This is a genomic window from Yersinia sp. J1, from assembly GCF_050586585.1.
Lineage (GTDB): Bacteria > Pseudomonadota > Gammaproteobacteria > Enterobacterales > Enterobacteriaceae > Yersinia > Yersinia entomophaga.
The window spans coordinates 224277-238670 of the sequence record NZ_JBOBDP010000002.1 but is presented as its reverse complement, the minus strand read 5'-3'; the positions used below and the strand labels follow the sequence as shown (position 1 = coordinate 238670).

Sequence of the window (14394 nt, the reverse complement as noted above, 5' to 3'; positions counted from 1 at the left end):
CTATTTATTTTATTAATATCTTAATATTGCGTGACTCGCTGTCGGCTCAGTTTTTATCACAACCGACAGATAAAGAAGGAAATTATCGTGTTAAAACCCCTATTGCTGATTGTCGTGCTGGCTACATTACCTTTGGCACAGCAGGCGCAGGCCGTCAGTATCAATCTCCTTCCTGGCGTCTCTTTACAGATCGGCGAACAGGATAGAAATGGGAACTACTGGGATGGTTATGACTGGCGCGATCGTCAATGGTGGCAAGGGCATCAGGGGCAGGATGTAGGTGAACGCAGTCGACGCGGCCATTACTGGGACGGCCATCGCTGGCGAGATAAGGACTGGTGGAAGAAAAACTACTATTACCACGATGGGCGTTATTGGAAATACGATAAGCACGCGTATAAAAAGTACAAAAAACAACAGAATAAACATCATGGTCGCCACCATCATCACGACCACGATGATTAAAAACAATACCGGCGGTATTCACTAACAATCCGCCGGTTATCCGAATTTTATTAAGCCAGACTAATGAGTAAATATAGATTTAGCCCCACCACAACCACGACGATCAGTTTCCCAATGTTCTGAACCAAACGGGAATTAACCATTTCTCCCATTAATTCCCGATTGCCAGTAAAGGACAGCAGAGGCACTAGCGCCAACGCAATGCCAAAACTCAGCAAAACCTGGCTCATCACCAATATTCGGGTTGCATCCATTCCCATCATAATCACCACAAATGATGGCAACATAGTGATACAGCGGCGTATCCAAATCGGAATATAGAAACGGACGAAGCCTTGCATCACTACCTGTCCCGCCAACGTGCCTACCACGGTAGACGACAACCCGGCGGCAACCAGACTCAGACCGAAGATTGTCGCCGCCCCGTGACCCAATAAAGGTTGCAGCGTGAGATAAGCCTGTTCAATTTCGGCGATACTGCCATAACCGTTAAAATGAAAAGCGGCTGCCGCCGTTGCCATCATGGCTAAATTCACGAAGCCTGCGATCGTCATGGCGGTGGCTACGTCTAGTTTGGTCGAGGCATAACGATCGGCTTTTGATTCCTTTCCACCGGTTTGCGTTAGGGAGGAATGAAGATAAATAACGTGTGGCATAATCGTCGCCCCCAGGACTCCAGCGGCTAAAAATACGGCATCGCCGTTTGGTAAATCGGGAATCAGCATTCCCTTCGCCAAGGCGCTAACTTCAGGTTGGGAAAAGATCAGTTCGACAATATAAGCAGCGGCGACAAACACCAGCAGGCCACCAATGACCAGCTCCAAGGGTTTTTGTCCGCGATTTTGTAGCATCAGAATGAGGAAAGTGGCAATACCGGTGAGTATGGCGCCTTCTAATAACGTCACCCCGAGCAATAATTTAAATCCTATAGCCGCCCCAATAAATTCGGCTAAATCTGTTGCCATAGCGATAATTTCTGCCTGAACCCAATAAGCCCAGACAGCAGGACGCGGAAAACGATCTCGAATATGTTCCGCCAAATTTTTACCGGTAGCAATTCCGAGTTTTGCGGAGAGGAGTTGGATCAGCATTGCCATCAGATTGGCCCACACCACGACCCAAAGCAGGGTGTAACCGAATGAGGCTCCGGCCTGAATATTGGTAGCAAAATTACCGGGATCGATGTAACCGATAGCCGCGATAAATGCTGGCCCCATCAAGGAAAGCTTCACCTTCCTTGATGTACGACCCTCTGAAGCGGTAGCGCGGCTATTCATCATATCAATTTTGCCCTTAGAGATATTATGTCTATCTCATATTATCTAAATGATAATAATTATCAAGCGCATTTGAATTGGTAAAACTTATCTCTCTGATAGCCAATCTTTCTGAATAACCACCCGCCAAGATCGCTGTTTCAATAGCCGGGTTTTACTTTCTGGAAATCTGTGCTTGTATTCACTAAACCCTGCGGCTTTTTGCGCAAGAATTCTCAACAAATTAGCACCATCACGCTACAAATAAAGAAAATTTTTAACATGCGTCGTTTTGTGACGAAACCTATTAATTTAATTGCAAATATTCAGGTGACTTTTTATATTTGCAATCAATGTCTCGTTTTTAATGTTGGCGTTACATAAAATGACCTCCGAAATCTAGCCTGCCTCAAGTTTGGAGCACACATGTCCCATATTCTGCAGTTTGCGTTGGCCTTGGTCGTCGTAGCCATTTTGGCTCTGCTAATTTGTAAAGACCGCAAGAGCATCCGCATTCGGTTTGTCATTCAGTTATTGGTTATTGAAGTGCTATTGGCATACTTCTTCCTTCATTCGGAAGTGGGCCTGGGTTTTGTGAAAGGATTCGCCGCCTTCTTCGACAAATTACTCGGATTCGCCGCGACCGGTACCGATTTTGTTTTCGGCAATATGGGTGACAAAGGTCTGGCCTTCTTCTTCCTGAGAGTGCTTTGCCCTATCGTCTTCATTTCCGCGTTGATCGGTATTTTGCAACATATCAAAGTGTTGCCTGTGGTTATTCGTCTGATCGGTACCCTGCTTTCTAAAGTGAACGGCATGGGTAAGCTGGAATCTTTCAACGCCGTCAGCTCGCTGATCCTTGGTCAATCAGAAAACTTTATCGCCTATAAAGACATTTTAGGCAAGATGTCTGAAAAACGCATGTACACCATGGCTGCCACTGCGATGTCGACGGTTTCCATGTCGATCGTTGGTGCTTATATGTCGATGCTGGATGCTAAATTTGTTGTCGCCGCGCTGGTACTCAACATGTTCAGTACCTTTATCGTGCTGTCACTGATTAACCCATACAAAGTGGGCGAAGAAGAAGAGCTACAACTAGGTACGCTGCATGAAGGCCAAAGCTTCTTTGAAATGCTGGGTGAATACATCCTGGCCGGTTTCAAGGTTGCGATTATCGTTGCCGCTATGCTGATTGGTTTTATCGCGCTGATCGCTGCAGTTAACGCCCTGTTCACCTTCGCATTTGGTATTAGCTTCCAGGGTATTCTGGGTTACGTCTTCTTCCCGTTTGCCTGGGTTATGGGCGTCCCAACTCATGAAGCGCTGCAGGTCGGTAGTATCATGGCAACCAAATTGGTTTCTAACGAATTTGTTGCCATGATGGACTTACAAAAAGTGGCTTCCGAACTGTCTCCGCGCAGCGTCGGTATCCTGTCCGTATTCCTGGTTTCTTTCGCTAACTTTTCATCCATCGGTATTGTTGCCGGTGCGATTAAAGGGCTGAATGAGCATCAGGGCAACGTGGTTTCACGCTTCGGCTTGAAACTGCTGTACGGCTCAACGCTGGTTAGCGTGCTGTCCGCCTCTATTGCGGGTCTGGTGCTTTAATCTAAGTCGGTTGATGAAAAAGGCGCTGCGGCGCCTTTTTTTATGCCCACAGTTTCTTCAATCTTTCAGTCATCAGTAACATGTCACGCCGTTTTTCCCAGCCATCTTATCAGCCGCCCAGCAGCCGTAACATCCTACGCCACAGCACTTCCCCTAAATTGAATTAAGCGCCCTTACTGCTCCCTGCGCCTTATGAGAAAGCTCGGCTTATTTCCGTACTCCTCGTTAACCTACGCTGTGTCAGCCTCTCTGCTGGCTTTATACGCATGAAATAATCTATTTACCCGTATAAGCGAGGTTTTTTCAGCAAGCTATTTAGAGGATACGAAGCGCAATAAGTGAACCTAGGCAAAAGCGTTATGGCTGAAAACCGCGGTTTTAGGGAAATTTGACGGAGATAAAATGGAAATAGGAATGGTGCGTGCTTTGCTCGAGCCTGAACGCAGGTCTCACCCACACGAATCGTGCAGTATGTTATTTTTTTAGGGAGTTTACTGATGCGAGAAGGAGATGGTGGGTCGTGCGGGATTCGAACCTGCGACCAATTGATTAAAAGTCAACTGCTCTACCAACTGAGCTAACGACCCGAAGTCTTAAGAAGTGGTGGGCGATACCAGATTCGAACTGATGACCCCCTCCGTGTAAAGGAGATGCTCTACCAACTGAGCTAATCGCCCACTTCTTACTTACAACGGTACTGCTGAACAACTCAATGAGTGATGAGTGGTGGGCGATACCAGATTCGAACTGATGACCCCCTCCGTGTAAAGGAGATGCTCTACCAACTGAGCTAATCGCCCTCATCTATCTCATTCTATTTCTTACTGCTAACACGTCGAGTTTGGTGGGCGATACCAGATTCGAACTGATGACCCCCTCCGTGTAAAGGAGATGCTCTACCAACTGAGCTAATCGCCCCGCCGTGTTGTTGGAGTCGCATTATAGGGATAGTTCGAAGTGAGTCAACGCTTTTTAGAACGAAAACAATCGTTCGCCGCAATTTTAAACAGGATGCGATATTTATCACCAACGTTGACGTTTCTTTAGCCATAAACACCACGAATACTATCAGTCTACTCCGGAACGGCGTTGAGGAATTGGGGCAGAGTGATAGAATGTGGCCTACTTTTTTCAAATTCCGAGCAATCGTCGGCCTCTGCCGACAGGCGTAGCGTAATAAGGCACTTGATCCCAATGAAAATCAAAACCCGTTTTGCACCCAGTCCTACCGGCTACCTCCACGTAGGTGGCGCACGTACCGCCTTGTATTCCTGGTTATTCACTCGTCATTTAGGTGGTGAATTTGTATTGCGTATAGAAGACACCGATCTGGAGCGCTCTACTCAGGAAGCCATTGACGCCATTATGGACGGGATGAACTGGTTGAACCTGGATTGGGATGAAGGCCCATACTTCCAGACTAAACGTTTTGACCGCTACAACGCGGTAATCGATCAAATGCTGGAAAACGGCACCGCCTACCGCTGCTACTGCTCCAGAGAGCGTCTGGACGAACTGCGTGAAACCCAAATGGCTAACGGCGAAAAACCTCGCTACGACGGCCACTGCCGCGACAGCCATTGCACCCACAGCGCCGATGAGCCATGCGTGGTGCGTTTCCGTAACCCGCAGGAAGGTTCCGTTATCTTTGATGACAAAATCCGCGGGCCAATCGAATTCAGCAACCAGGAACTGGATGATCTAATCATTCGCCGTACCGATGGTTCTCCGACCTATAACTTCTGCGTTGTTATTGATGACTGGGATATGGAAATCACCCACGTTATCCGAGGTGAAGACCATATCAACAATACACCACGCCAGATCAACATTCTGAAAGCGCTGGGCGCTCCGGTTCCAGTTTATGCTCACGTTTCCATGATTCTGGGCGACGACGGTAAAAAACTGTCCAAACGCCACGGCGCGGTGGGCGTTATGCAGTACCGCGATGATGGCTATCTGCCAGAAGCCTTGCTGAACTATCTGGTTCGCTTGGGCTGGTCTCATGGCGATCAGGAAATTTTCTCCGTTGAAGAAATGAAAGAACTCTTCACTCTGGATGCCATCAGTAAGTCCGCCAGCGCCTTCAATACGGAAAAACTACAGTGGCTGAACCATCATTACATTAATACTCTGCCGCCGGAGCAGGTGGCAGTCCATCTGGCTTGGCATATCGAACAGCAAGGTTTTGATACCCGCAACGGCCCTGAGTTGGTTGAAATCGTTAAATTGCTGGGCGAACGCTGCAAGACACTGAAAGAAATGGCCGAATCCTGCCGCTATTTCTATGAAGAGTTTGACGAGTTTGACGCAGATGCGGCTAAAAAACACCTGCGTCCAGTTGCTCGTCAGCCATTGGAAGCGGTACGCGCTAAACTGGCTGCCATTACCGATTGGACAGCTGAAAACGTTCATCATGCGATTCAGAGCACCGCAGACGACCTCGGCGTAGGTATGGGCAAAGTCGGTATGCCACTGCGTGTAGCCGTGACTGGTGCAGGTCAGTCCCCAGGCATGGACGTCACCGTTTATGCTATCGGTCAGTCACGTTCGCTATCTCGTATCGATAAAGCGCTGGCATTTATCGCTCAACGCGAAGCGCAACAGTAAGACTTTCGTTTTTTCGAGTCTCACAGCGGCCTGAATTGGCCGCTTTTTTTCATCTTTATAAAAGTGAAAGCTGTGATACGTCATCCATTATTCTGTGCTTTTTATGCTGATTTGGCGGCTTTTTCAGCGCTTAAACACAGAAATGGAATTAGCCGTTGACACTGTTTCTGCGGTTTCATATCATGCGCCCCGTTCACACGATTTATTATGTGTACATTGGGGCTATAGCTCAGCTGGGAGAGCGCTTGCATGGCATGCAAGAGGTCGACGGTTCGATCCCGTCTAGCTCCACCAAACTTCGCTTGATTGAATGCAATTAAGGTTGATTGGCGGTACAAATAATTTTCAGTATGAATTCCAGTACTACACCACATTTGTGGGGCTATAGCTCAGCTGGGAGAGCGCTTGCATGGCATGCAAGAGGTCGACGGTTCGATCCCGTCTAGCTCCACCACCATTTAAAAGACCGGCCTATGGCCGGTCTTTTGCTTTCTGCTATTCAAAAAACAACTGATCCGGTCGCTACCTATTCGCCCTTCCGGGCTGGTATGCTATTTCTCGCTTATTCATCAGATAAATCAGTTTGGATTTCTATGCCTCAGCAACAGCAAATTATTGAGTGGATACAGTCCGATAGCCAACGCATGGAAGCCCTACGTCATGCCCGTCAATTAGGATTAAGCCAATGGTGTTTGGCTGCCGGTTTTGTGCGTAATCTGGTATGGGACCGGCTGCAGGATTATGCCGACAGCACTGCGCTGAATGATATCGATCTGGTCTACTTTGACCGCTATAACATTCACCCACAGCGCGATAAAGAGTTAGAAGCGCAGCTTCTGATGCAATCTCCGCTGCCGTGGTCGGTAAAAAATCAGGCGCGTATGCACTTGCGCAGCAACCGTCCCCCTTATTTGAACACCGCGGACGCAATCAGCTATTGGGTCGAGGTCGAAACCGCTATCGGAGTGCGGCTGGAAGCGGATGATAGCCTCACTTTGATTGCGCCTCTGGGTTTACAGGCTTTGTTTACCTCAACGATTACTTTCAATGATAAAAACGGCGATCTGGCGACCTTTCATCAGCGAGTAACCGATAAAGGTTGGCTAAGCCTCTGGCCTAAACTGCGTTTGGTCTACAGCGGCCAGTCTCAAGCTATATGAATATCCGACAACTGACTAAAGAATCAGCTGATTATGCCGATAAACCTCTTAATCCCCACATGATTATTAGGAGAAAAGGATGTCCAATACTATTACTACAGCAGCCCCGTTACCGCAAATAGCCCAACATAACAAGGCGAGCACCTCAGGTACCGGTAGCGACACCCAATCTCAGATCAAAGCGCTGCACCAGCAAATACAGGATCTGACGGAGAAATTGTCCGAGCTAAAAGACTCCGGCTTATCGAAAGAGGAAATACAAAAGCAACAGCAGTTGATTTCCAACCAGATCAAAGCCCTCTATGCAGAAATTGCCAGAATTCAGGCCAAAGAGGCAGAAAAGGGTAAGGACGATCTGCTCGCCATCAAAACAACCCATGCGCAGAGTAACAAACCCGCCCTGACCGCAGTAGATAGCGTCAACAAAACCCGCGTCGGCGCTGACGATGGGCAAAATCGCGCTGGCAATCAGATTAATATCTATGTCTAAGGCTTAATTCGACTGGCTGCCGTATTAGCCCGCTTCCACCCATTTACGCGTAAACCAGCTTATGGCTGGTTTTATTGCGTTTGGACTCTGCAGCTTTATGGGATTTTCCCCGCGCTCATCTACCCGCCCTTTTGCACGTTCAATTCTCTGGTATCAAATATAACCCAATAATACCGTGTGATAAGCCAGCGTTCAGTCAGTGAAAGGATTGTGTAAAAGCCGCGTCAACCGTTAAAGACAGAAACCCTAATAAGCCTTATTCCCTATCTGTTTTGAAGAATAGAAATGTCGAATACCATCTCAGCCGCCTCTGCCATCGCCAGTTCCAGCGATAACCGCAATACCTCACAGGCAAAAGCGCCAACTTAGCTAATTCGGACGTTAACGGAAAAGCTCAGTACCATTAAAGATTCGGATCTCAGCGCCGATGAAAAGTAAAAGCAGCAACAGCTGATTCCAAATAAAATTAAGACATTGCAGGCCGAAGTCGCCCGGATTCAGGCTAAAGAAGCGGAAAACACGCAGCAATCAGACAGCCCCGACAACAGCCCAACGGCTGGAGACGATATTAATCGCCCGACGGAGCAGAATCAGATTAACGTTTATTTCTTAATGGGTTGGATAAGATAGATGAATTAATGATGGCGAGCACTGAAGCAAAAATAGTGTCGCCATCATGGTATGTCAGTCTTTTTTAAGAGGTTTAACCAGGCCTTCTAGCCCTTCCATTTTGATCGTCATCGTGAGCTCCATCAGCATGCCCAATTTACCCTGAGGAAACTCTCCTTTACGGGCAAACCACAATAGGTATTCTTCCGGTAAATCGATCAAAACTCGCCCTTGGTATTTGCCAAAAGGCATACGGGTATTGGCTATTTCAATCAGGTTTTCTTTTTCCACACCCTACTCCACACCTCTCAGCCATTCAGGCCAAACCCACCGCGGCAACGGCGGGTTTCAGGTTTATTCTGATTCGCCCAGCAAACGGATCATCTCGGCTTCATCGATCACCTTAATGCCCAATTCCTGCGCTTTTGCCAGCTTTGAGCCCGCGGCTTCACCGGCTATCACCAAATCGGTTTTCTTCGACACGCTGCCGCTAACTTTCGCGCCTAACGCGGTAAGGCGATCCTTGGCTTCATCTCTGGAAAGAATATTCAGAGAGCCGGTCAATACCACGGTTTTTCCAGCAAAAGGACTGTCGATCTCTTCCGCAATAATCCGCTGTGGCTCCGGCCAGCGCACCACGTGTTCAAGCTGAAAGATAACCTGCTGGTTATGTTCTTCCGATAGGAAATTCAGCACGTGTTTAGCGACCACTTCACCCACGTCCGGTACGGCTTTCAGCGCTTCAACATCCGCTGAACGCAGATTATCCAACGTGCGGAAGTGCGCGGCCAGATTGGCAGCAGTTGCTTCACCAACCTCACGAATCCCTAATGCATAGAGGAAGCGGGCAAAGGTAGTTTCCTTGGCTTTTTCCAAGGCGGCGACCAGATTCTGTGCCGATTTTGGCCCCATACGATCCAAACCGGTCAGTTTTCCGGCCGTCAGCGTAAACAAATCGGCTGGATTGGTGACATATTCTTTCTCCACCAATTGTTCGATAATTTTATCGCCCATACCGTCTACGTCTAACGCGCGACGAGAAACGAAGTGCTTCAGCGCTTCTTTACGCTGCGCGGCGCAGAACAAACCGCCGGTGCAACGCGCCACGGCTTCACCTTCAACGCGTTCGACATCAGAGCCACATACCGGGCAACGATCGGGGAATATCACTTCCCGCGCATTGGCTGGCCGTTCATCCAGCACCACGCCGACTACCTGCGGAATAACATCACCGGCGCGACGCACAATAACGGTATCGCCAATACGCAGACCCAGACGCTCAATTTCATCTGCATTATGCAAGGTCGCATTGCTAACAATCACCCCCGCCACCTGCACCGGCTCCAGACGAGCTACCGGCGTGATAGCACCGGTGCGGCCAACCTGAAACTCCACTTCGCGGACCTGAGTAACTTGTTCCTGCGCCGGGAATTTAAACGCGGTTGCCCAGCGTGGCGCTCTGGCAACAAAGCCCAGTTGTTCCTGTAAATCCAGCGAGTCAACCTTGATCACTACGCCATCGATATCAAACCCCAGAGTGGCACGATCTTGCTCAACCTGATGATAAAAATCAATAACCTGTTCAGCCCCGGTACAAAGTTTGACGCGATCGCTGACCGGCAAACCCCAGGCTTTAAATTGCTGCAAGCGTGAAAAATGGCTACGAGGCAGTTCGCCGCCGTCCATCAAACCGACGCCATAACAGAAAAAGGTTAATGGCCGTTTGGCCGTAATTCGCGGATCGAGCTGCCGTAAAGAGCCAGCGGCGGCGTTACGCGGATTGGCAAAAATTTTGCCACCTTTACGTCGCGCCTCTTCGTTCAGTTGTTCAAAACCCGCCTGCGGCATAAAGACTTCGCCACGGACTTCCACGCGACGCGGAATATTGTCACCGTGCAAACGCAAAGGAATCGCGCGAATAGTGCGAACGTTGGCGGTAATATTCTCACCGGTCGTACCATCACCACGGGTAGCAGCGCGGACTAACTCGCCGTCCTCATACAGCAAACTGACCGCCAGACCGTCTAATTTTAGCTCACAGCAAAAGGTCAGCGGCTCTGCGATTTTCAGCCGGTCATTAACCCGTTTATTGAAAGCCAGATAGCTTTCTTCATCAAATACGTTATCCAGAGACAGCATAGGGACTTCGTGGCGTACCTGATCAAAGGCATCCAGAGGTGCAGCACCGACACGCTGGGTAGGAGAATCTGCGGTAATCAATTCGGGGTGTTGCGCTTCCAGCTCCCGCAGTTCGCCCATCAGACGGTCATATTCTGCATCGGGAATTTCTGGCGCATCCAGCACATGATATTGATGTTCGTGATGGCGCAGTGAGGCTCGCAGTTGATTAAGTTGTTGGATTATCGATTCCATGGCCCACCATCAAAGATAAAAAACCCCCGGCATGCGGGGGTTCGGGTTAATTCGTTTCGCTATCTAAGCTTACTATTCGGCAGTCGCATCCAGAACTTCACGGATACGGGCTTTATAGGTCTCCAGCTTCTGCGGCGTCATCATGCGACGCTCATCATCCAGCACCACACCACCGACGTCATCGGCAATACGCTGAGCCGATTGCAGCATCAACTTAAAGTTTTGATTCGCATCGCCATAAGACGGCACCATCATAAACATGGAGACGCCAGGCGTTGAGAAATCAGACATGGTGTCAGGATCGAAAGATCCCGGTTTGACCATGTTCGCCAAACTGAACAGAACTGGGCCACTGCCTGCCGGGCTGAGATGACGATGGAAAATGCCCATTTCGCCAAACTGGAAACCAGCCTGCAATACGCTTTGCAATAGCACTTCGCCGCCGATAGAACCACCGTGGTGGGCAGAAACATGCAGAACCAGTACCGTTTCTTTCAGTTTCGCAACTTGCTTCACTTCCGGAGCGGATGCAGCTACAGGTTCGTGCTGCGGTTCAGCCTGCTTAGGCTCAACGTGCTGTGGTTCTGGCGCTGGTTCCGGGGCTGAATAGGATTCAGTCGCCGACCCCAACAGCGGATCACCCGATGTGGCATGCGGTGGTTGTTCAGGCGAGAATCCGCCCAGCAACGGATCGTCATACTCTGGCTGCACGGGGGCTACCGGCGCTTGACGAGACGCTACGTTTACCGAAGCCGGTTTAGGCTCAGTATGTTGAATGATAGGCACCTCATCGTTGTCATCAACGTGACTTAACGAAGGCTTATCCTGTGGATGAGAAGTCCGTACCCGCACTTCTCCAACCCCTTCATCGAAGGTCTCGATCGGGGTTTCATCACGTTCTTGTTTCGGACGTTTAACTGGGCGATCGCGAAATAGGGAAGAGCGTTCTTTACGGCTGGTCCATAAACCATGCAATAACAACGCTATTATGGCGATCGCGCCAACAACGATTAATATCAGACGCAAATCCTGCATCATTACTATCTCTGTTGTTCCAATACATTGCCACCGCGGCAAACATTCACCCTTTAACTCTATTTCTCAACGTTCACAAGTGCAAGTCCGTGCTCGATTTTCTGTTAAGAAAGATGATTATGCTAGCTATTTCGTTCGTTTATTAACCAATATGGCACTAGGCAGAGAAAATTGATAGCAATATGATAGGCTGGACGATTCAGTTACAGAGAAATGGAAGGCATGTCACTCGTGCAAAAAGACACAAAAACCACCAGCGGGTTTCACTATTTTGTGGAAGGTTGGCGGTTAATTATTCGCCCAGGTATTAGACGCTTCGTTATTTTGCCACTATTGGTCAACATTTTACTGATGGGCGGCGCTTTTTGGTGGCTGTTTAATCGAATTAGCGTTTGGGTGCCACAGTTAATGAGCTACGTGCCGGACTGGCTACAATGGCTCAGCTATCTATTGTGGCCAGTGATGGTTATTTCAGTGCTCTTGGTATTCAGCTATTTGTTCAGCACGGTAGCCAACTTTATTGCTGCACCGTTCAACGGCTTACTCGCTGAGCATTTAGAGGGCGAGCTAACCGGAAAACCGCTGCCAGACACTGGAATCCTCGGCATCGTTAAAGATATTCCGCGCATTATGTCGCGAGAGTGGCGCAAGCTGATGTATTACCTGCCCCGTGCCTTAGTGCTGTTGTTGCTGTATCTGGTGCCCGGCATAGGCCAGACGGCGGCGCCGGTGCTATGGTTCCTGTTCAGCGCCTGGATGCTGTCAATCCAGTACTGTGATTATCCTTTTGATAACCATAAAGTGAGCTTTCAGCACATGCGCAGCGCCCTACGGCAAAATAAAGTCGATAATTTGCAGTTTGGCGCATTGGTCAGCGTATTCACCATGATTCCGTTTCTGAATCTGATGATTATGCCCGTTGCCGTGTGCGGAGCCACCGCGATGTGGGTGGATCGTTACCGTCACCAGTTTGTTCAGCCTAGTCGCTAAAGCCTGTCAGGGCGCGGTTTTCGCGCCCTTTTCATTGATGGAAAAACTTATTTCCTAATCACATATAGATATACCAATTCTTTACTTCCATAGCCGACCTGTTAGCGTATGCTTTGAACGTTTCCTACATTTTCATAGAGTTAAAGGACAGGCTATGAGCAAGATATATGAAGACAATTCTTTAACAATCGGCCATACGCCGTTAGTTAGACTGAACCGTATCGGCAACGGTCGTGTTCTGGCAAAAGTCGAATCGCGTAACCCAAGTTTTAGCGTCAAATGCCGCATCGGGGCAAACATGATTTGGGACGCAGAAAAACGTGGCGTGCTGAAGCCGGGTATCGAACTCGTTGAGCCAACCAGCGGTAACACCGGCGTGGCGCTAGCTTTCGTTGCCGCCGCTCGTGGTTACAAACTGACGCTAACCATGCCTGAAACCATGAGTATTGAACGCCGTAAACTGCTGAAAGCGCTAGGTGCCAATTTGGTACTGACCGAAGGCGCGAAAGGTATGAAAGGTGCGATTGCCAAGGCTGAAGAGATTCAGGCTACCGACCCGCAGCGTTATCTGATTCTGCAACAGTTCGATAATCCCGCTAACCCTGAAATCCATGAAAAAACTACCGGCCCGGAAATCTGGGAAGATACCGACGGCGGCGTAGACGTATTTATTGCTGGCGTGGGCACCGGCGGCACTTTGACCGGCGTTAGCCGTTATATCAAAAAAACCAAAGGCAAAGCCATCACCACGGTAGCGGTAGAACCAACGGATTCCCCGGTAATTACCCAAGCGCTGGCCGGTCAGGAAATCAAACCTGGGCCACACAAAATCCAAGGCATCGGCGCCGGTTTTATTCCAGGCAACCTGGATTTATCCTTAATCGACCGTGTTGCACTGATTACCAACGATGAAGCTATCGCCATGGCGCGCAGGCTGATGGAAGAAGAAGGCATTCTGGCCGGTATTTCTTCCGGTGCAGCCGTTGCTGCCGCAGTGAAGCTATCTGAAGAAGCTGGCTTTACTGACAAGGAAATTGTGGTTATTCTTCCTTCCTCGGGTGAACGCTATTTGAGCACCGCTTTGTTCGCAGATTTGTTCACGGAACAAGAACTGCAACAGTAAGGCTTACGGTCGCACTAAATGCTAAAAAAGCACCCTCGCGGTGCTTTTTTTTGTGGTGTACGTCAAATTTTTCACTACATAACGATTGATTTTACCCTCTGGGTTTAGTATTTAACCGGTCAATTATTTTGATGCGTGAAATTAATCCCACAACGTGTGTTACTTTAGCTGAATCGATTTAATCATTTTGCTGAAAAGAGTAATATGCGACATACATAATGTGGATTGGAGACACAACGCGAAGAGAAGGTTATCCTCCTTGGCGATGACTCTGGTTTCCTGTTGCATCAGAGCTTGTCTTTTTTGTTCCATAGTCTGGCGCTAGCCAATACAGGCTAAAGTTAGGAAATTACACTAGACTTTAGCTCCACAACATAAATCCAAAATAAGTTGGGGAAACACAATGTTCCAGCAAGAAGTTACTATTACCGCACCGAATGGCCTACACACCCGTCCTGCTGCACAGTTTGTTAAAGAAGCCAAAGCTTTTGCTTCTGAAATTACCGTTACTTCCAATGGCAAAAGCGCCAGCGCTAAGAGCCTGTTCAAACTACAAACTCTGGGTCTGACCCAAGGTACTGTAGTAACCATCTCTGCTGAAGGTGATGACGAACAGAAAGCCGTTGAACACCTGGTAAAACTGATGGCAGAGCTTGAGTAAAAGAAGCCCAG

Annotated in this window: 12 protein-coding genes, 6 tRNA genes and 1 pseudogene; 11 read left to right on the top strand and 8 right to left on the bottom strand. The window is 48.8% G+C overall.

Going from position 1 to position 14394, the window contains the following annotated elements:
- Nucleotides 1–87 precede the first annotated feature (87 nt).
- Complete coding sequence (locus ACQ4OC_RS05765; RefSeq protein WP_064517050.1) at nt 88–465, top strand: DUF2502 domain-containing protein; 378 nt, start codon at nt 88–90, stop codon at nt 463–465.
- Nucleotides 466–515: 50 nt separating this feature from the next.
- Here the strand turns inward: ACQ4OC_RS05765 and ACQ4OC_RS05760 are convergent, their stop codons facing one another.
- A complete protein-coding gene (locus tag ACQ4OC_RS05760; protein WP_276148113.1) occupies nt 516–1751 on the bottom strand; it encodes an Nramp family divalent metal transporter in 1236 nt (411 codons plus the stop codon).
- Between the two features lie 396 nt (nt 1752–2147).
- Here ACQ4OC_RS05760 and ACQ4OC_RS05755 point away from each other — a divergent pair, with 396 nt between their 5' ends.
- Nucleotides 2148–3332 carry a NupC/NupG family nucleoside CNT transporter gene (locus tag ACQ4OC_RS05755; protein ID WP_049596937.1) on the top strand — a complete coding sequence of 395 codons (1185 nt, stop codon included), beginning with the start codon at nt 2148–2150 and terminating at the stop codon, nt 3330–3332.
- A 511-nt stretch (nt 3333–3843) separates the two neighbouring features.
- On the opposite strand, the gene ACQ4OC_RS05750 is transcribed toward ACQ4OC_RS05755, so the two are convergent.
- The 4 genes from ACQ4OC_RS05750 to ACQ4OC_RS05735 all read right to left on the bottom strand — a co-directional run bounded on the left by ACQ4OC_RS05750 (nt 3844) and on the right by ACQ4OC_RS05735 (nt 4250).
- Nucleotides 3844–3919, bottom strand: a tRNA-Lys gene (locus ACQ4OC_RS05750).
- Nucleotides 3920–3933: 14 nt separating this feature from the next.
- A tRNA-Val gene (locus tag ACQ4OC_RS05745) sits at nt 3934–4009 on the bottom strand.
- Nucleotides 4010–4056: 47 nt separating this feature from the next.
- Nucleotides 4057–4132 (bottom strand) — tRNA-Val (locus ACQ4OC_RS05740).
- 42 nt (nt 4133–4174) lie between these two features.
- Nucleotides 4175–4250 (bottom strand) — tRNA-Val (locus ACQ4OC_RS05735).
- A 276-nt stretch (nt 4251–4526) separates the two neighbouring features.
- Between ACQ4OC_RS05735 and gltX the strand changes: the two genes are divergently transcribed.
- The 6 genes and pseudogenes from gltX (at nt 4527) to ACQ4OC_RS05705 (ending at nt 8222) form a co-directional block, all read left to right on the top strand.
- Entirely contained in the window at nt 4527–5942 is a 1416-nt protein-coding gene (gene gltX, locus ACQ4OC_RS05730) for a glutamate--tRNA ligase (protein WP_064517047.1), read from the top strand.
- Nucleotides 5943–6160: 218 nt separating this feature from the next.
- Nucleotides 6161–6236, top strand: a tRNA-Ala gene (locus ACQ4OC_RS05725).
- 84 nt (nt 6237–6320) lie between these two features.
- Nucleotides 6321–6396: transfer RNA gene (locus ACQ4OC_RS05720), tRNA-Ala, on the top strand.
- A gap of 139 nt (nt 6397–6535) precedes the next feature.
- Nucleotides 6536–7102 (top strand): nucleotidyltransferase family protein, encoded by a 567-nt coding sequence (locus ACQ4OC_RS05715; RefSeq protein WP_430971012.1) that lies wholly within the window; start codon nt 6536–6538, stop codon nt 7100–7102.
- Between the two features lie 79 nt (nt 7103–7181).
- Nucleotides 7182–7592, top strand: a complete 411-nt coding sequence (locus ACQ4OC_RS05710) for a FlxA-like family protein (protein WP_064517045.1) — start codon at nt 7182–7184, stop codon at nt 7590–7592.
- 285 nt (nt 7593–7877) lie between these two features.
- Nucleotides 7878–8222: pseudogene (locus ACQ4OC_RS05705) on the top strand (FlxA-like family protein).
- A gap of 54 nt (nt 8223–8276) precedes the next feature.
- Here the strand turns inward: ACQ4OC_RS05705 and ACQ4OC_RS05700 are convergent.
- The 3 genes from ACQ4OC_RS05700 to zipA form a co-directional block, all read right to left on the bottom strand.
- Nucleotides 8277–8492: a DUF3820 family protein gene (locus ACQ4OC_RS05700; RefSeq protein ID WP_064517043.1), complete on the bottom strand. Its 216-nt coding sequence runs from the start codon at nt 8490–8492 to the stop codon at nt 8277–8279.
- 63 nt (nt 8493–8555) lie between these two features.
- A complete protein-coding gene (gene ligA / locus ACQ4OC_RS05695; RefSeq protein WP_064517041.1) occupies nt 8556–10574 on the bottom strand; it encodes an NAD-dependent DNA ligase LigA in 2019 nt (672 codons plus the stop codon).
- A 72-nt stretch (nt 10575–10646) separates the two neighbouring features.
- The gene (gene zipA, locus ACQ4OC_RS05690; protein WP_064517039.1) at nt 10647–11612 is read right to left on the bottom strand and encodes a cell division protein ZipA; all 966 of its coding nucleotides are present in this window, start codon (nt 11610–11612) and stop codon (nt 10647–10649) included.
- A 219-nt stretch (nt 11613–11831) separates the two neighbouring features.
- On the opposite strand from zipA, the gene cysZ reads away from it, so the two are divergent.
- The 3 genes from cysZ (at nt 11832) to ptsH (ending at nt 14383) form a co-directional block, all read left to right on the top strand.
- Nucleotides 11832–12599, top strand: coding sequence for a sulfate transporter CysZ (gene cysZ / locus ACQ4OC_RS05685; protein WP_064517037.1), 768 nt, complete (start codon nt 11832–11834; stop codon nt 12597–12599).
- 154 nt (nt 12600–12753) lie between these two features.
- A complete protein-coding gene (cysK, locus tag ACQ4OC_RS05680) occupies nt 12754–13722 on the top strand; it encodes a cysteine synthase A (protein WP_064517035.1) in 969 nt (322 codons plus the stop codon).
- 403 nt (nt 13723–14125) lie between these two features.
- Entirely contained in the window at nt 14126–14383 is a 258-nt protein-coding gene (gene ptsH / locus ACQ4OC_RS05675) for a phosphocarrier protein Hpr (RefSeq protein WP_049596929.1), read from the top strand.
- The last annotated feature ends 11 nt before the right edge of the window (nt 14384–14394 follow it).

Bases quoted from the DNA above. Each gene is read 5' to 3' on its own strand.
- zipA (WP_064517039.1), bottom strand. From the start codon at position 11,612: ATGATGCAGGATTTGCGTCTGATATTAATCGTTGTTGGCGCGATCGCC.
- ACQ4OC_RS05715 (WP_430971012.1), top strand. From the start codon at position 6,536: ATGCCTCAGCAACAGCAAATTATTGAGTGGATACAGTCCGATAGCCAA.
- cysK (WP_064517035.1), top strand. From the start codon at position 12,754: ATGAGCAAGATATATGAAGACAATTCTTTAACAATCGGCCATACGCCG.
- ACQ4OC_RS05710 (WP_064517045.1), top strand. From the start codon at position 7,182: ATGTCCAATACTATTACTACAGCAGCCCCGTTACCGCAAATAGCCCAA.
- ACQ4OC_RS05755 (WP_049596937.1), top strand. From the start codon at position 2,148: ATGTCCCATATTCTGCAGTTTGCGTTGGCCTTGGTCGTCGTAGCCATT.
- gltX (WP_064517047.1), top strand. From the start codon at position 4,527: ATGAAAATCAAAACCCGTTTTGCACCCAGTCCTACCGGCTACCTCCAC.
- ptsH (WP_049596929.1), top strand. From the start codon at position 14,126: ATGTTCCAGCAAGAAGTTACTATTACCGCACCGAATGGCCTACACACC.
- ligA (WP_064517041.1), bottom strand. From the start codon at position 10,574: ATGGAATCGATAATCCAACAACTTAATCAACTGCGAGCCTCACTGCGC.
- cysZ (WP_064517037.1), top strand. From the start codon at position 11,832: ATGTCACTCGTGCAAAAAGACACAAAAACCACCAGCGGGTTTCACTAT.